This is a genomic window from Patulibacter ginsengiterrae (genome assembly GCF_056269115.1).
In genome coordinates, this window is sequence record NZ_JBWDOG010000007.1 from 153,320 (window position 1) to 169,767 (window position 16,448).

The following is a 16,448-nucleotide window of genomic DNA, read 5'->3' on the forward strand; positions in this document are numbered from 1 at the left end:
GGCGAGGCCCCACCGCCGGGACGGCGCTGGGGCGCTCGGGAAGCGGGACGAGGGAGACGATCGAATGCGGCTGGTGACGTACGAATCGCGGGGAGCGGCACGACCGGAGGCCCGGGTCGGAGCCCTGGTCGGGGACGAGCTCGTCGTCGACCTGACCCGGGCCCGGGCGGCGGAGCTGGCTCGTCGCGGCCACCCGCGAGCCCGCCGCGAGGCGGAGGCGACGGTCCCGACCGACGCACTCGAGCTGCTGCGCGGCGGCGAGCCGGCGTTGGAGGCGGCCCGCGAGGCGCTCGACCACGTCGTCGGCGAGGGCGTGTCGACGCTCGAGGGCGAGCCGGTCGCGCTGGTGGCGGACGCCGTGCGGCTGCTCTCGCCGCTGCCGCGCCCCAACAGCCTGCGCGACTTCATGGTCGTCGAGGAGCACGTGCTGCGCTCCTACGAGCGGATGGCCGACGGCGCGAAGGTGCCGGCGGAGTGGTTCAACATCCCCGTCTACTACAAGGGCAACGTCGACGAGGTCTACGGACCCGACGACATCGTTCCCTGGCCCGGCTACACCGACAAGCTCGACTACGAGCTCGAGGTCGGCGCGGTGATCGGCAAGCCCGGGCGCCGGATCGCGGCCGAGGACGCGCACGAGCACATCGTCGGCTACACGCTCTACAACGACTGGAGCGCCCGCGACATCCAGTTCCGCGAGATGAGCGTCGGGATCGGCCCGGGCTACGGCAAGGACTTCGCCAGCTCGTTCGGCCCGTGCATCGCCACCCCGGACGAGTTCGACCGCGACAACGCGCGGCTCGAGGCACGGGTCGACGGCGAGCTCTGGTCCTCCGGCGTGCTCGGGAAGATGCACTTCTCCTTCGAGCAGATCGTCGAGTGGATCTCGCAGGAGCAGACGATCCGGCCCGGCGACGTGCTCGGCAGCGGGACGATCGGCGGCGGCTGCGGGCTCGAGCTCGACCGCTGGCTGACCGAGGGCTGCACCGTCGAGCTCTCGGCCGAGGGCATCGGCGTCCTCCGCAACCGCGTCGGCCGCAAGGGCCAGGGAACCAACGACCCCGACGCCGTGGCGTCGGAGAGGAGCGAGCGATGAGCACCGGACTGCGGTTCGTGGACCTGAGCGTCCCGATCCAGAACCCGATCGACGGCGAGCTCGAGGGCGACCTCGCCCACGCGCTGGCCGCCGACATCCAGTACCAGGACCACCAGCAGTCGCTGGCGCAGGTCACGCAGATCCTCGGCTGCGCGCCGGAGGACCTGCCCGACCAACAGGGCTGGGGCAACGAGACGGTCCGGCTGGGCACCCACGCCGGCACCCACATGGACGCCCCGTGGCACTACTTCCCGACCTGCGAGGGCAAGCCGTCGAAGACGATCGACGAGGTCCCGCTCGACCAGTGCTTCGGGCCCGGCGTGGTGCTCGACCTGACCGCCTTCGGGGCCGGCGAGCGGGTCCCGGTCGAGGCCGTCCAGGCGGCGGTCGAGGCGACCGGCGCGCCGCTGAGCCCGGGCGAGATCGTGCTGCTGCGGTTCGACGCGGACAAGACCTTCGGCACGCCCGCCTACTGGACCGGGTACCCCGGTCTGACCGGTGACGCGACCCGCTGGATCGCCGACCAGGGCGTGAAGGTGATCGGCACCGACGCGGTCGGCTTCGACCGCGACTTCGGCTCGATCAAGGCCGACTTCGAGCGGACCGGCGACGCCTCGCGGCTGTGGGAGGCCCACCGCGTCGGGATGACCCACGAGTACTTCCAGATCGAGAAGCTGGCCGGCCTCGACCAGCTGCCGACGCGCGGCTTCCAGGTCGCCTGCTTCCCGATCAAGATCACCGGGGCCAGCGGCGGCTGGGTCCGTCCCGTGGCGATCCTCGGACTGTGACGGCGGCATGACCGACGGCGTCCTCACCGCGGCCAGTGGCCGCACCGTCCGGGAGCTGCTCCGCCAGGGAGCGGAGCGGCATCCCGGACGGGTCCTGATCGTGGTCGAGGACCGCGACGGGGAGACCAGCAGCCTCAGCTGGTCGCAGGTCCTCGACCGTTCGCGGGTGCTCGCGGCCGTGCTCGCCGAGGCCGGGGTCGGCCACGGCGACCGCGTCCACGTGCACCTGCCCAACCGGGTCGAGTTCCTGCTGGCGCTGTTCGCCGCGGCCGAGCTCGGGGCGAGCATCGTGCCGACCAACACCGGCGCCAGCGCCGACGAGGTCGCCTACATCCTCGACCACGCCGGGGTCGGCCCGTCGCTCGTCGACGCCGGCGGTCGGGCGGTCGTCGACGCGGCCCGCGGGATCTGCGGACGGCCCGGACCGGTGCTGGTCTGCGAGGACCTCGACCTGCTGGCGCGGCCGTCGCGGACGCGCGCCCCGGAGACCGTCGTCGGGCCCGCCGACGACCTCGCGGTGATGTACACGTCGGGCACCACCTCGCGCCCCAAGGGCGTGCGGATCACCCACGCCAACTACGTCTGGGCCGGCGAGGTCGTGGCCGGCGCCGTGCGGATCACGCCCGAGGACCGGGTCCTGACCGTGCTGCCGCTGTTCCACGCCAACGCGCAGCTCTACACCACGATGGGCGCGCTGGTCGCCGGCGCGACGATGATCCTGCTGCCGCGGTTCAGCGCCAGTCGCTTCCTCGAGCAGGCCGCGCACCACCGGGCGACCGTCGCCAGCCTCTTCGCCGCCCCGATCCGGATGCTGCTGGCCCGGTCCGAGACGCGGCCCGACGGGCCCCGCCACCGGCTGCGGGTCGTGCTCTTCGCCCAGAACCTGAGCGACGACGACCTGGCGCGGTGGGAGGCGGAGGTCGGCGCCCCGCTCGTCCAGCTCTACGGGATGACCGAGACGATCGGGCCGCCGGTGATCAACCCGCTCGGTGGCGACCGGCGTCCGCACACGATCGGCCGGGTCAGCCTCGGCTACGCCTGCCGGGTCGTGCGCGACGACGGCGAGGCCGCCCGCGAGGGCGACGTCGGCCAGCTGCTCGTCTCCGGCGTGCCCGGGGTGACGCTGATGCGCGGCTACCTCGACGACCAGCCGGCGACCGACGCGGCCCTGCCCGACGGCTGGCTGCGGACCGGCGACGTCGTGCGGCTCGAGTCCGACGGCTACCTGTCGTTCGTCGACCGCGACAAGGACATGATCAAGCGGGCGGGTGAGAACGTCGCCGCCAGTGAGGTCGAGCTGGTCGTCGCCGCCCATCCCGGGGTCGCCGAGGTCGCCGTCTTCGGCGTGCCCGACCCGATCCGCGAGCAGCAGATCGTGGCCGCGGTGGTCCCGGTCGACGGGGCAGAGCTGCGGGTCGAGGACTTGGAGGCGTGGTGCCGCGAGCGGCTCGCGACGTTCCGGGTGCCGGGCCGCTTCGTGCTCCGCCAGGCGCTGCCGCGGACCGCCGTCGGCAAGGTCCAGAAGGGCGTCATCCGTGACGAGCTCGACGAGGGGATCCCGCATGCCTGAGGCACCGCTGCTCGACGTCCAGGAGCTCTCGGTCGAGTTCCAGGGCATCCGCGCGCTCGACGACGTGACCTTCACCGTGCCCGCGGGCGGGGTGACAGCGATCATCGGACCGAACGGCGCCGGCAAGACGACGCTCTTCAACTGCGTCACCGGGCTCTACCGGGGGACGGGGCGGATCGCCCTCGAGGGCCGTGCGATCGAGGCCGAGGCCGCCTACGCTCGGGTCGCGCTCGGGATCGCCCGGACCTTCCAGACCCCGGCCCTGATCCAGGAGACCTCGGTCCTCCAGAACGTGCTGCTGGGGGCCTACCACCGGATGTCGGGCGGGACGCTCGCCACGGCGATCGGCTGGCCCGCGGTCCGGCGCGAGGAGCGACGGGTCCGGGGCGAGGCGCTGGCGCTGCTGGCCGAGCTCGACGACCAGCTGGCGCCCGACCAGGAGGTCGCCGGCCTGCCGCACCGCGAGCGCCGGATCGTCGAGGTCGCCCGGGCCCTGCTCGGCCGCCCGCGGCTGCTGCTGCTCGACGAGCCCGCCGCCGGCTCGACCCACGTCGAGGCCCGCGAGATGCTCGACCGGATCTGCGCCGTCGCCGACGCCACCGGCACGACCACCGTCGTCGTCGAGCACAACGTCCCGCTGGTGATGGGCCTCGCCCGCAAGGTCGTCGTCCTCCACCACGGCCGGCTGCTGGCGGCGGGGACGCCGGACGAGGTCCGGGCCGACGAACGGGTCGTCGAGGCCTACCTGGGGGCGGCGGCATGAGCGCGCTGCTGGAGCTGCGCGGCGTCGAGGCCTTCTACGGCCGCGTGCCCGCCCTGCACGGGATCGACCTGGAGGTCGGCGAGGCCGAGGCGGTCGCCGTGCTCGGCGCCAACGGCGCGGGCAAGACGACGCTGCTGCGGGCGATCTCGCGGACGGCCCGGACGGCCGGCACGCTGCGCTTCGGCGAGCACGACCTCGGGAGCCTCGGGACCGACGCCGTCGCCCGCGCCGGGGTCGGTCACGTGCCCGAGGGCCGCGGGACCTTCGTCGACCTGACCGTCGCCGAGAACCTGCGGCTCGGCACGCTGCTGCGGGGCCGCGAGGGACGCCGCGAGGGCGAGCGCGACACCGCCGCCGTGCTCGAGCTGTTCCCGGTCCTGCACGACATGCGCGAGCGTCGCGCCGGCAGCCTCTCCGGCGGCCAGCAGCAGATGCTCGCCGTCGCCCGGGCGCTGCTCGGCCGGCCCCGACTGCTGCTGCTCGACGAGCCGTCGCTGGGGCTCGCCCCGCTGACCACCGAGGAGATCTTCGGTCGCCTGACCGAGCTGCAGTCGGCGTGGGGCTTGTCGGTCCTGATCGCCGAGCAGAACGTGCGGCTCTCGCTGGAGCTGGCCGACCGCGCCTACGTCTTCGAGGCGGGCCGGATCATCGCGTCCGGGGCGGCCTCGGACCTCGCCAACGACCCCGCGGTGCGCCGAGCGTACCTCGGGGACTGAACGGAGCACCGACGCATGAGTGACGTCGTCCAACAGATCGTCGTCGGCCTGAGCATCGGGCTCGTCTTCGCCGGCATCGCCCTGGCCCTCAACGTGGTCTACCAGGGGACCGGCGTGCTGAACTTCGCCCAGGGCGAGATGGCGGTCTTCTCCGCGTTCGTCGCCTGGGCGCTGGTCGGCGCGGGACTGCCGTTCTGGCTGGCGCTGCCGGCCGTGCTGCTGATCTCGTTCGCGCTCGGGTTCGCCGTCGAGCGGATCTTCGTGCGGCCGGTCGAGCAGTCGTCGGAGCTGTCGATCCTGATCGTCACGCTCGCGCTGTTCCTGGCGATCAACGCCGCGACCGGCGCGATCTGGGGCCACACCCCGCAGGAGTTCGAGAGTCCGTTCGGGACGCACGTCTGGGACATCGGCGGCGTCCTGATCACCGCCCACCAGGTCGGGATGGCCGCGGTCCTGACCGTCGTGCTGGTGCTGGTCGGCCTGTTCTTCCGCCTGACCGACACCGGCCTGCGGATGCGCGCGGCGGCCCAGAACCCGGACTCGAGCCGGCTGCTCGGGATCCGCGTCGGCCAGACCCTCGCCTTCGGCTGGGGCCTGGCGGCGGTCGTCGGCGGGGTCGCCGGGGTGATGGCCGCCCCGGTCCTCGGGCTGGCGCCGGAGATGATGACCTCGACCCTGCTGCTCGGGTTCGCGGCGGCCGCGCTCGGGGGCTTCGGCAGTCGGATCGGCGCCGTCGTCGGCGGCATCGCGCTCGGGCTGCTTTCGACCCTGGCCGGCGCCTACGTGCCCGGCCTCGGCGGCGACCTCAACGTCGTCGTCCCGTTCGTCGTGATCGTGCTCGTCCTGCTGCTGCGGCCGGCCGGGCTGTTCGGCACCCCCTCCACCCTGCGCGTCTGAGGTCCACCGATGCCCGACTTCCGCTCCATCCTCCCGGCTCGGCTGGGGCCCGCCGGCGCGCTGCTGGCCGTGCTCGCCGTCGCCGCCCTGGCGTTCTTCGTCAGCGACTACTCGCTGTTCCAGCTCTCGCGGGTGCTGACGATCGCGATGGCGGTGCTCGCGATCAACCTGCTGACCGGCTTCACCGGCCAGATCTCGGTCGGGCACGGCGCCCTCTTCGGGATCGGGGCCTACGTGACCGCGATCCTGGTCGTCAAGGTCGATCTGCCGTACGGGCTGGCGCTGGTCTGCGCGACCGCCGCCTGCTTCGCCTGCGGGCTCGCGCTCGGGGTCCCGGCGCTGCGGATCCGCGGCATGTACCTGGGGCTGCTGACGCTCGGCCTGGCGGTCACGCTGCCCCCGCTGCTGAAGCGCTTCCCGGAGGTCACCGGCGGGGTCTACGGCCTGACGGTGCAGACGCCCCACGCCCCGTTCGGCCTGGTGCTGACCCCGGCCCAGTGGGTCTTCCTGCTGAGCCTGGCGGTGCTCGTCGGCGCGATGCTGCTGGTCCGCAACCTGACCCGCGGCCGGATCGGCCGCTCGCTCGACGCGCTGCGGACGAGCGAGCTGATGGCGGTCGCCAACGGGGTCCGGGTCGGGCGCACGAAGATCCTCGTGTTCGCGATCAGCGCCGCGATGGCCGGGCTCGGCGGCGGCCTCTTCCAGCTGGTGATCGGGGCGACGACGCCGGACTCGTTCGCGGTCCTGCTGTCGCTGTCGATGCTGACGGCGGCGGTCCTCGGCGGCGTCCGATCGCTGACCGGGGCCGTGCTCGGGGCGGCGTTCGTCGTCTACGTGCCCGACCAGGCCGCGTCGCTCGGCGACAGCGCCCCGCAGTTCCTCTACGCCGCCGCGCTGCTGCTGGTGATCTACGCCCTGCCCGGCGGGATCGCGAGCCTGCCGCGGCGTGGGGCCCAGCTGCTCGCCCGCATGCGGGTCGGGCCGGGGCCGGCGACGGGCAATCCGCCCGCGGTGCCCGACAGCAGTCCGTGACCGGGCGCGACGTCCGTCGCGCCCACCCATCAACGACCCGGAGGGTCTCCCATGAGCAGGACCTCAGTCACCTGGGGACGGCGGATGACGCACGTCCTCATACTCCCGATGCTGGTCGCGTCGCTGGCGCTGACCGCCTGTGGCCGCGGCGGCGACGAAGCCGCGCGCGGCGTCACCGACGACCAGATCACGATCGGCGGCACGTTCCCGTTCACCGGTCCACTCGCGACCGCCGGCGCGCTCTCGAAGGGCTTCGCGGCCTACGTCGGGGCGGTCAACGCCGCCGGCGGCGTCAACGGCCGGAAGATCGAGTACAAGCCGCTCGACGACGCCTACGACCCCTCCCGCGTGGCCTCCAACGCCCGCCGGCTGGTCCAGCAGGACAAGGTCTTCGCGTTGATCACCTCGCTCGGGCCGGCGGTCACGATCCGCCCGTTCCTCGAGGAGCAGAAGACGCCCCAGTTCAACATGGGCGGCCTCAGCGCGATGTCGGACGTGAAGCAGTTCCCGTACAGCCGGGCCTGGTGGCCGGACTCGGGGCTCGAGGCGGCGGTCGTCACCCGCTACGCGCTGACGACCGGTCCCGACGTCCGGATCGGCACGCTGATGCTGAACAACGACCTCGGCGTCGACATGACCGCCGGGATCGAGAAGGGCCTCGGCTCGCGCAAGTCGGCGCTGGTCAAGCAGACCAAGTTCGACGCGACCCAGCTCGACGTCACCTCGCAGATCAACCAGCTGCGCTCGGCCAAGGTCGACGTGCTGATCTCGAGCGCGACCGGCGCGACCGCGATCCAGATGCTCAAGTACATCAACCAGATCGGCTGGGACGTCAAGGTCTTCCTCTACTCCGGCTCGACCTCGGAGCAGGCGATCCTCAGCAAGGTCGGTCTCGATCGCTCGAAGGGCGTCTACTCGGCGCTCTGGCTGCGCGACCCGGCCGACCCGCAGTGGAAGGACGACGCGGGCGTGCAGGAGTACGAGCAGAACGTCAAGCGCTACGGCGAGGGTGCGGACCCGAAGGACCTCTACACCGCCAACGGCTACGCCGGCGCGCAGGCGTTCGTGACCGCGCTGAAGACGATGAAGGACCCGACGCAGGAGGGGCTGCTGCAGGCCTTCGACGAGCTCGAGCCGACGACGCTGCCGCTGCTGCAGCCGGGGGTCGAGCTGCGCCCGGGGCCGGGCGGCCGGCTGCTCGACCAGTACCAGATCGTCCGCTTCGACGGCCAGTCCTGGCAGCCGATCGGCAAGCCGGTCGACGCCCAGGAGGCCGGCTTCGCCCGCTGACCTCCGTGCCCCCGGCCGACGACGGTTGGCGTCGGCCGGGGGCGGGGAGGCCGGGTGGCGGATCAGGTGCCGAGAGAGGAGCAGCAGATGGACGACGAACAGCGACGCGCGCGGGGTCGGGAGATCCAGCGCCGGCTCGCCCCCGACTTCGAGGCGGTGATCGAGGCCGCGGTCGCGGGGGTCGCCCCGGACTTCGCCCGGCTGACGACCGAGTTCGCGATGGGCGACGTCTACGCCCGGCCCGGGCTCGACCTGCGCAGCCGCCAGATCGCGACGATCGCGGCGCTGGCCGCGACCGGGCGCGAGCCCCAGCTGGCGGTCCACGTGCGCTACGGCCGCAACGTCGGGCTGAGCCGCGAGGAGATCGGCGAGGTCCTGATCCAGATGGCGGTCTACGCCGGCTGGCCGGCGGCGCTGAACGCGATGCGGGTCGCGGGGGAGGTGTTCCGGGCCGAGGACGCGGAGGATCGGGACTGAACTGGTGCCCGATCGGCACGGTTCGGGCCTAGTCCCGTCACACCCCTCCGGGGCAGGATGCGGGCATGTCGCATCTCACGGTCGTCCCGTCTCCGGTTCCGGTTCCGCCCCGGGCCCCGGCTCCGCCCCATGTTCCGGTTCCGCCCCGGGCCCCGGTTCCGCCCGAGGGCCCGCCGGCACCGGTCGCCGCCCGTGCTCTCGGTGGGGGCCGACCGAATTCGCGCCACGGGGTGCTGTCGGCATGCTTGAATACCCCCATGGGCAACCTCCAGATCAAGGACGTCCCCGCGGAGCTCCACGACGAGGTCCGTCGCCGCGCCGCCGCGCGGTCGATGACGATCCGTGACTACGTGCTCGAGGTCCTGCGGGAGGACCAGCGGGCGCCGCTGCGCGAGGAGTGGCTGGACGCGCTCGCCGCGGCCGAGCCGGTCGACCTGGCCGGCGTCGACGTGGCCGATCTCGTCCGGGCGGGCCGCGACGAGCGCGCCGACGACCTCGTGCGTCGCGCGGCGGGGTGAGGGGTGGCGCTCGTCGTCGACGCGTCGGTGTTCGTGGAGCTGGCGCTGCGCGGCCCGCGCGCGGAGCGGATCGCGCGTGAGCTGCGGCCGCACGCCTTGTTCGCGCCCGAGCTGCTCGATGCCGAGGTCCTGCACGCGCTGAAGGCATTGGAGCGTGGCGGGCGGATGGACGGGGAACGGGCGGGGGAGGCCCTCGCCGCGCTCGTCCGCGCTCCGGTCCGGCGCGTGGCGCACGTGTCGCTGCTGACCGAGGCCTGGGGCCTGCGGCACGCGCTGTCGGGCTACGACGCGCTCTACGTCGCGCTGGCCCGGAGGCTCGGCTGCCCGGTCCTGACGCTCGACCGGCGGTGGGCGGCGGCCGGCGACCTCGGGGTCGCCGTGGTCACCGTCGGGTGAGCGTCGCCGGGGCGCCTCGGGCGCGGCGGGGCGAACGGGGTCCGGGTGCCGTGTCGACCGGGTCTCGCTCGCCGGTCGTGCGAGGTGCGGCCGACCGGAAGGTGGTTCCCGGTCGGCCGAGGCGGGCCGTCAGCCTGCGGCGACGTCGTCCGAGACCGTCTTGGTCGTCATCACCTGGGCCTTGTCGGAGCCGAGCACGCGCCGGACCAGGCCCGGGACGGTGAAGCGGGCGGCGGCGGCCAGGCCGTAGAGCTTCGGCGTGTAGCGCTCGGGCTTGCGGCCGAGGCCGGCCTCGACGATCGCCTCGGCCACGCCCTCCGGCGTTCCCAGGGCCAGGCGCCCGAAGCGGCTGGTCACCAGCTCGGTCTGGGGGAAGCCCTCGGTCGGGACGAAGCCCGGAAGGACGTTGCCGACGTGGACCCCGTACGGCTCCTCCTCCAGGCGTAGCGCGTCGGTCCAGAGCGCCAGCGCGGCCTTGCTGGCCGAGTAGGCGCCGGTGCCGGGCCGGCTGACGCGGGCGGCGGTGCTCGAGACGTTGACGATCGCGCTCGGCGCGGCGGCCCGCAGATCCGGCAGCAGTGCCTCGGTCAGGCGGACGACGGCGTCGAAGTTGATCGCCATCGTCTTGCGGACGTTCTCGTAGCCGCCGTTCTCCTGGCTGCCGAAGCGGGCGCGGAAGCCGGCGCCCGCGTTGTTGACCAGCAGGGTCGGGGCGCCATGCTGCTCGCGAACGTGGTCGCGGACCCGTTGGGGGGCGTCGTCGTCGGTCAGGTCGGCCGCGACCCAGGTGACGGCGGCGGCGCTTCCGCTCAACGACTCGGCCAGCTCGCGCAGGCGCTCCTCGCGACGGGCGACGAGCACCAGGCGGGCGCCGGGCTCCCGGGCGAGGCGCCGCGCGGCAGCGGTGCCGAGCCCGCTGGAGGCGCCGGTGATCACGGCGACGAGCGGGCCGGCGGGAGCGGAGGGCGGTGTGTTCATTGCTGCATCACAGCGCATCGGGCGCGGTTGCGCCAGTCGCCGGGCTATCCGTGTCGGTGGTGCAGGTGGGGGTCGCCGGCCTTCGAGCGGCTGATCTCGACCAGCTGGCGGTAGTCGACGGCGACGCCCCGGAGCAGCGCGTGGACGGCGCTCTCGACCTCGGCGTCGCTGGTCGACGCGTGGCCGAAGAGGGCGCGGTAGTGGACGAGCGAGGCCAGCAGGTCCAGCAGCAGGTCGCGGTCGACGTCCTCGCGTAGGTCGCCGCGGGCGATCGCGCGGTCGAGGGCCTGGCCGACCGCCCGGCGAGGCGGCGTGAAGAGCGCGGACATGAACGCCTCCCGGCGCTGCGGGTCGTCGCCGCAGTCGGCCAGGAGCGAGGCGAGCGCGTCCGGCGGCATCCGCTGGAAGGCCGCCGCGTAGAGCTTGATCGCGTCGCCGAGATCGCAGATCGTGCAGGCGGTGTCGGGCGCCTCGAGCTCGCCGAGCCGGTCGGCGAGCGCGTCGAGCAGCAGCTCCTGGAGGGTGCCCCAGCGACGGTAGATCGTCGGCTTGGTGGTGCCGGCACGGCGGGCGACCGCCTCGAGCGTCAGGCGGCCGTAGCCGACCTCGTCGAGCAGTGCCAGCGCGGCGCGGCGCACGGCCCGGTCGATCGCGGGGTCACGCGGGCGGCCCCCGGAGCCCTCGCCGGCTCCGCGACGGGCCCCGCGGCGTGGCTCTGCGGCGACGGGTTGCGGCGGAGGGCTCCCGGTGGCGTCGTCGCGGCCGCTCATCGGGTCAGTCTAGCCCTGTGTTACGTTCCGGGCCGGAACGTAATGTAATCGAAGGGCAAGATGACGATCACCGCAGACGAGGACGAGAAGGCCGGGCCCGCCCGCCCCGGACGCCAGGACCGGCAGGTCGCCAGCTGGGGCGACCTGCTCGGTCGCGAGAACGGGCCGGCCGCGGTCGCGCTGGCGGCGGGGGTCGGGCTGCACGCGGTCAACATCTACCTGGCGACGACGATCCTGCCCTCGGTCGTCGACGACATCGGCGGCGCCCGGCTCTACGCCTGGGCGACCACGATCTTCATGTTCGCGTCGGTGCTCGGCTCGACGATCACCGCCGCGCTGCTGGCGGCGCGGGGGCCGCGAGCGAGCTACCGCTTGGCCGCGCTCGCGCTCGGCGTCGGAACGATCGTCTGCGCGCTCGCGCCGACGATGCCGGTGCTGCTGGTCGGGCGGTTCGTGCAGGGACTCGGCGGCGGGCTGCTGTTCGCGATCTCCTACTCGATGGTCCGCGTGGTCTTCGACGAGCGGCTGTGGCCGCGGGCGATGGGCCTGGTCTCGGCGATGTGGGGGATCGCGACCCTGATCGGCCCGGCGTTCGGCGGGGCGTTCGCCGAGCTCGACCTTTGGCGCGGTGCGTTCTGGGCGCTCATCCCGCTGGTCCTGTTCTTCGGCGTCTGGGGCGCGCGGCGGCTGCCCGCGGGGCGCGGGGCGACGGAGGTGCCGCGGATCCCGTGGGCGAGCGTCGGCCTGTTGGCCGCGGCGGTGGTGGTGATCTCGGCGGCGAGCGTCTCGACCCGGCTGCTGGTCAACGTCGCCGGCGTCGCCGCCGCCGTGCTGCTGCTGCTCGCCTGGCTGCGGCGTGAGCGGGGCGCGAGCCTGCGGCTGATCCCGGCCGCCAGCTTCGGCCCCGATCCGCGGCTGCGACTCGTGTACCTGACGATGGCGCTGCTGGTGGCGGCGACGATGGTCGAGGTCTTCGTCCCCTACTTCGGCCAGCGCCTGCAGGGGCTCGGGCCGCTGGCCGCCGGCTACCTGGGGGCGGTCATGGCGCTGGGCTGGACCCTGGGCTCGATCGTGACCAGCGGCGTCGAGCGGCACCGGTCGCTGGTGGTCGCCCTGGGGCCGGCGGTCTCGCTGGCCGGGATGCTGGCGCTCGTCTTCGCGGGCCCGGTCGCGGCCGGCACCGCTCCGGCGCTGCTGGCGATCGCGGCGGCGCTGCTGCTGCTCGGCGCCGGCGTCGGGTCGGCCTGGCCGCACCTGCTGACCCGGGTCCTGCAGCTGGTCCCGGAGGAGGATCAGGCGCTGGCCGGATCCTCGGTGACCACGATCCAGCTGACGGCGACCGCGTTCGGGTCTGCGGTCGCCGGGGCGGTGGTCAACGTCGCCGGGTTCGGCGAGGCGACCGTCGGCGGGACCCAGGACGCCGCCCGCTGGCTGTTCGTCGTCTTCGCCGTCCTGCCGCTGCTGGCGATCCTCTCGATCCGGCGCGCGATGCGCGCAGCCGAGCCCGGTCAGACCGGCCAGATCTCCTCGCGCCAGGCCGCGTCCCAGAACAGCCACTCGTAGCGGCAGCCCAGCAGCCAGATCTCCTGGAACCGCTCGCGCTCGGCGGCGGTCGAGCGCGCGGCCCGGGCGTCGACGAGGTCGAGCAGCTGGTCGACCTGGGCGGAGAACTCGTCGCTCGCGTAGGTGTCGATCCAGCGCTGGTAGCGCGGGTCGGGCGAGCCCTCGGCGATCAGGCTGCGGCCGACCTCGCGGTAGATCCAGAAGCAGGCGAGGACGGCGGCGATCCCCTCGCCGGCCGATCCGGCCGCGGTCCGGGCGAGCAGGAAGTCGACGTAGGCCGTGGTCGTCGGCGTGTGCGGGGTCGCGGCGACCTCGTCCGGGCGCAGCCCGAAGTCGCTGATGAAGCCCTCGTGCAGCTCGTGCTCGACGGTGATCGTCTCGGCCGCGGCGGTCGCGAGGAAGACCGTCTCCTGCTCGTCGGTGGTGCGCCCGGCGGCGAAGGCGAGCGCCCGCGCGAAGCCCTTGAGGTAGTGCGAGTCCTGGACGACGTAGGTCCGGAAGATCGGCTCCGGCAGGCTGCCGTCGGTCAGGCCGAGCAGGAACGGGTGGGCGAGGATCCGGGCCTCGATCGGGGCCGCGGCCTGCCACAGCTCACCGGTGAAGCCGGACCGGAGGGGGGAGCGCGTCATGCCCGACACCGTAGGCGAGAACGCGCGCCCTTGACAGGTGAATCCCCGTTCACGAGACTGTGAATCACGATTCACCAGCGCCGCGCGGGGCCGTCCCGCCGGCACGCGCCGGGCGCCCGGCGACGCAACCGACGAGGACCACGCGATGACCACCACCGAATCCGCCCCGAACCGCAGCGACCGCAGCGGGCCGACGCGCCAGGTCCTCAACCAGTCCACGCCGCTCCAGCCGACCAACTTCTTCGACGACGACCTCGCGCTCCAGGAGGCGCTCGAGCGCGAGGGTGGCGGCTGGGGCGTCGACCGTGCGCGCGAGACCGGCGCCGTCGCCGGCAGCGTCGAGGCCCGCGACCACGGCCTCCGGGCCGAGCGCAACGAGCCGCGACTGGTCACCCACGACCGCTACGGCAACCGCGTCGACCAGGTCGACCTCGATCCCTCGTGGCACTGGCTGCTGCGGGGCGCGATCGAGCGCGACCTCCACGGGCTGCCGTGGCGCGAGCAGCGGCCCGGCGCCCACGTCGTGCGGGCGGCGACGTTCGGGCTCTGGTCCAACACCAACGGCGGCGTGATGTGCCCGGTCTCGATGACCTACGCCGTGGTCCCGGCGCTCCGCGACGGCGCGCCCGAGATCGCCGCCGAGTGGGAGCCGCGGCTGACCCGCCCCGACTACGAGACCGGGGCGCTCGCCGGGATGGCGATGACCGAGCGCCAGGGCGGCTCGGACGTGCGCGCCAACATCACCACCGCCACCCACGTCGGTGGCGACGAGTACGAGCTGTGGGGCCACAAGTGGTTCTGCTCCTACCCGCCCTGCGACGTCTTCCTGGTCCTCGCCCAGGCTCCCGCCGGACTCTCGTGCTTCTTCGTCGAGCGCGGCCCGGGGATGGAGTTCCAGCGGTTGAAGGAGAAGCTCGGCAGCCGCTCGCTGCCGTCGTCCGAGGTCGAGTTCCGCGGGATTCGCGGGCGGCTCGTCGGTGAGGAGGGCGGTGGGGTCAAGGCGATCATCCGGATGGTCAACCACACCCGGCTCGACTGCCTGATCGGCTCGACCAGCTCGATCCGGCGCGGGACCGTCGAGGCGATCCACCACGCCCGCGAGCGGCGTGCGTTCGGGGCGCTGCTCGTCGACCAGCCGGCGATGAGCAACGTCCTGGCCGACCTCGCGATCGAGTCCGAGGCCGCGACCGCGACGGCGCTGCGGCTGGCCCGGGCCTACGACGAGGACGACGCCCCGTTCCGCCGCTTCGCGACCGCGGTCGAGAAGTACTGGGTCTGCAAGCGGGCGGCCGGCCACGCCAACGAGGCGCTCGAGTGCTTCGGCGGCAACGGCTTCGTCGAGGAGTCGGGGATGCCGCTGCTCTACCGCGACGCCCCGCTGATGTCGATCTGGGAGGGCTCGGGCAACGTCGCCGCGCTCGACGTCCTGCGGGCGCTGGGCAAGGAGCCGGAGGGCCTGCCGGCGTTCCTGGCCGAGTGCGAGCAGGCGCAGGGGGCCGACCGGCGTTTCGACGCGCACCTCACGGCCACCCGCGAGCGGGTCTCCGGGCTCTTCGCCCAGGACGGGCGCAGCGTCGAGCAGCAGCTCGGCGAGGCCCAGTTCCAGGCCCGGCGGATCGTCGAGGACCTCGGCGTCGCGCTCCAGGCGAGCCTGCTGCTGCGCCACTCGACCCCGGCCGTCGCCGACGCCTTCTGCGCCGCCCGGCTCGGTGGCGAGGGCGGTCGCGCCTACGGCACGCTGCCGGTCGGGGTCGACGCGCGGGCGATCGTGGATCGGGCGCTGCCGGCATGATCGCGGTGGCCGTCGGGCGAACCGGGGACGGGGGCTGCCGGTGAGCGGCCTCCGGACCATGACCTACGCGGTCGCCGACCGCGTGGCCCGGATCACGCTCGACCGGCCCGAGCGCGGCAACGGGATCGTCCCGCGGCTGATCGCCGAGCTGGTCGCCTGCGTCGAGCGGGCGGACCTCGACCCCGAGGTCCACGTGATCGTGCTCGCCGGCAACGGCAAGGGCTTCTGCGGTGGCTACGACCTGGTCGCCAGCGCCGAGGGGATGGGCGACGGGACGGTCGGGGATGCGGGGGAGGGCGAGGCACCGGATCGAGCCCCGTCCGATCGGTCGGCGTCCGGGTCGTCGCAGGATCAGAGCCGGTCTCCCCGCAAGGGCGACGCCGGCGGGAGTGGCGCGGCGACGTCCGCCGACGACTTCGACCCCGGCGCGTTCGGGGCCCCGCCCCGCGAGGGGGCGCCGACCCACCCCTGGACGATGGCCGTCAACCACGACCCCGGCGGGGTCTGGGACCCGATGGTCGACTACGCGATGATGGCCCGCAACGTCCGCGGGTTCATGTCGCTGTTCCACGCGAACAAGCCGGTCGTCTGCAAGGTCCACGGCTTCTGCGTCGCCGGCGGGACCGACATGGCGCTCTGCTCGGACCTGCTGGTGATCGCCGACGACGCCAAGATTGGCTACCCGCCGGCGCGGGTCTGGGGCTCGCCGACGACCTCGCTCTGGGCCCACCGGCTCGGCGCGCAGCGGGCCAAGCGGCTGCTCTTCACCGGCGACTCGCTGTCGGGTCGCGAGGCGGTCGAGTGGGGGCTGGCGATCGAGGCCCCGGCGCCCGACCGGTTGGACGAGCGGACGGAGATCCTGGTCGAGCGGATCGCGCGGCTGCCGATCAACCAGTTGATGATGATGAAGCTGCTCGTCAACCAGGAGCTGTACGGCCAGGGGATCCAGGCGACGCAGGTGCTGGGGACCGTCTTCGACGGGATCACCCGCCACACGCGCGAGGGCTACGGCTTCCAGCAGCGGGCGGCGGAGGCCGGCTTTCGGCAGGCGGTCCGCGAGCGCGACGAGCCGTTCGGCGACGCTGGCGCCTCGACCTTCAAGGGCTGAATCGTGCGCCGCGACCCGATTTCCCCGATCGGCCGCGGTCTGCGGGTGCCCCCGGTGGCACCCGT

At 73.7% G+C, this 16,448-nt stretch carries 17 protein-coding genes; 14 read left to right on the forward strand and 3 right to left on the reverse strand.

Annotation, left to right across the window (positions count from 1 at the left end):
• The first annotated feature begins 64 nt into the window (after positions 1–64).
• The 11 genes from ACVUH9_RS12180 (at position 65) to ACVUH9_RS12230 (ending at position 9,543) form a co-directional block, all read left to right on the forward strand.
• Positions 65–1,096: a fumarylacetoacetate hydrolase family protein gene (locus tag ACVUH9_RS12180; RefSeq protein ID WP_475757238.1), complete on the forward strand. Its 1,032-nt coding sequence runs from the start codon at positions 65–67 to the stop codon at positions 1,094–1,096.
• Complete coding sequence (locus ACVUH9_RS12185) at positions 1,093–1,884, forward strand: cyclase family protein (protein ID WP_475757241.1); 792 nt, start codon at positions 1,093–1,095, stop codon at positions 1,882–1,884. Before ACVUH9_RS12180 ends, ACVUH9_RS12185 begins: the two co-directional genes overlap by 4 nt.
• 7 nt (positions 1,885–1,891) lie before the next feature.
• On the forward strand, positions 1,892–3,454 hold the full coding sequence (locus ACVUH9_RS12190) for a class I adenylate-forming enzyme family protein (RefSeq protein WP_475757243.1): 1,563 nt from the start codon (positions 1,892–1,894) through the stop codon (positions 3,452–3,454).
• A complete protein-coding gene (locus tag ACVUH9_RS12195) occupies positions 3,447–4,217 on the forward strand; it encodes an ABC transporter ATP-binding protein (protein WP_475757245.1) in 771 nt (256 codons plus the stop codon). The genes ACVUH9_RS12190 and ACVUH9_RS12195 overlap by 8 nt, the downstream gene beginning before the upstream one ends.
• Complete coding sequence (locus tag ACVUH9_RS12200; protein WP_475757247.1) at positions 4,214–4,933, forward strand: ABC transporter ATP-binding protein; 720 nt, start codon at positions 4,214–4,216, stop codon at positions 4,931–4,933. The genes ACVUH9_RS12195 and ACVUH9_RS12200 overlap by 4 nt, the downstream gene beginning before the upstream one ends.
• A 15-nt stretch (positions 4,934–4,948) precedes the next feature.
• Complete coding sequence (locus ACVUH9_RS12205; RefSeq protein ID WP_475757249.1) at positions 4,949–5,830, forward strand: branched-chain amino acid ABC transporter permease; 882 nt, start codon at positions 4,949–4,951, stop codon at positions 5,828–5,830.
• A gap of 9 nt (positions 5,831–5,839) precedes the next feature.
• Entirely contained in the window at positions 5,840–6,862 is a 1,023-nt protein-coding gene (locus ACVUH9_RS12210; RefSeq protein WP_475757251.1) for a branched-chain amino acid ABC transporter permease, read from the forward strand.
• 51 nt (positions 6,863–6,913) lie between these two features.
• Positions 6,914–8,152 (forward strand): ABC transporter substrate-binding protein, encoded by a 1,239-nt coding sequence (locus tag ACVUH9_RS12215; RefSeq protein WP_475757253.1) that lies wholly within the window; start codon positions 6,914–6,916, stop codon positions 8,150–8,152.
• 87 nt (positions 8,153–8,239) lie between these two features.
• The gene (locus ACVUH9_RS12220; protein ID WP_475757255.1) at positions 8,240–8,629 is read left to right on the forward strand and encodes a carboxymuconolactone decarboxylase family protein; all 390 of its coding nucleotides are present in this window, start codon (positions 8,240–8,242) and stop codon (positions 8,627–8,629) included.
• A gap of 257 nt (positions 8,630–8,886) precedes the next feature.
• Positions 8,887–9,147, forward strand: coding sequence for a hypothetical protein (locus ACVUH9_RS12225; RefSeq protein WP_475757257.1), 261 nt, complete (start codon positions 8,887–8,889; stop codon positions 9,145–9,147).
• Positions 9,148–9,150: 3 nt separating this feature from the next.
• Positions 9,151–9,543 (forward strand): type II toxin-antitoxin system VapC family toxin, encoded by a 393-nt coding sequence (locus ACVUH9_RS12230; RefSeq protein ID WP_475757259.1) that lies wholly within the window; start codon positions 9,151–9,153, stop codon positions 9,541–9,543.
• Positions 9,544–9,672: 129 nt separating this feature from the next.
• Here the strand turns inward: ACVUH9_RS12230 and ACVUH9_RS12235 are convergent, their stop codons facing one another.
• The gene (locus ACVUH9_RS12235; protein ID WP_475757261.1) at positions 9,673–10,521 is read right to left on the reverse strand and encodes an SDR family NAD(P)-dependent oxidoreductase; all 849 of its coding nucleotides are present in this window, start codon (positions 10,519–10,521) and stop codon (positions 9,673–9,675) included.
• A 44-nt stretch (positions 10,522–10,565) separates the two neighbouring features.
• The gene (locus tag ACVUH9_RS12240) at positions 10,566–11,291 is read right to left on the reverse strand and encodes a TetR/AcrR family transcriptional regulator (RefSeq protein ID WP_475757263.1); all 726 of its coding nucleotides are present in this window, start codon (positions 11,289–11,291) and stop codon (positions 10,566–10,568) included.
• A 60-nt stretch (positions 11,292–11,351) separates the two neighbouring features.
• On the opposite strand from ACVUH9_RS12240, the gene ACVUH9_RS12245 reads away from it, so the two are divergent.
• The gene (locus tag ACVUH9_RS12245; protein ID WP_475757265.1) at positions 11,352–12,854 is read left to right on the forward strand and encodes an MFS transporter; all 1,503 of its coding nucleotides are present in this window, start codon (positions 11,352–11,354) and stop codon (positions 12,852–12,854) included.
• Here ACVUH9_RS12245 and tenA read toward each other — a convergent pair.
• Positions 12,800–13,483, reverse strand: coding sequence for a thiaminase II (tenA, locus tag ACVUH9_RS12250; RefSeq protein WP_475757267.1), 684 nt, complete (start codon positions 13,481–13,483; stop codon positions 12,800–12,802). The two genes, ACVUH9_RS12245 and tenA, sit on opposite strands and share 55 nt — an antisense overlap.
• 145 nt (positions 13,484–13,628) lie before the next feature.
• Here tenA and ACVUH9_RS12255 point away from each other — a divergent pair, with 145 nt between their 5' ends.
• Together ACVUH9_RS12255 and ACVUH9_RS12260 are read left to right on the forward strand one after the other, a co-directional pair.
• The gene (locus ACVUH9_RS12255; RefSeq protein ID WP_475757268.1) at positions 13,629–15,275 is read left to right on the forward strand and encodes an acyl-CoA dehydrogenase family protein; all 1,647 of its coding nucleotides are present in this window, start codon (positions 13,629–13,631) and stop codon (positions 15,273–15,275) included.
• A gap of 40 nt (positions 15,276–15,315) precedes the next feature.
• On the forward strand, positions 15,316–16,383 hold the full coding sequence (locus ACVUH9_RS12260; protein WP_475757270.1) for a crotonase/enoyl-CoA hydratase family protein: 1,068 nt from the start codon (positions 15,316–15,318) through the stop codon (positions 16,381–16,383).
• Positions 16,384–16,448 lie beyond the last annotated feature (65 nt).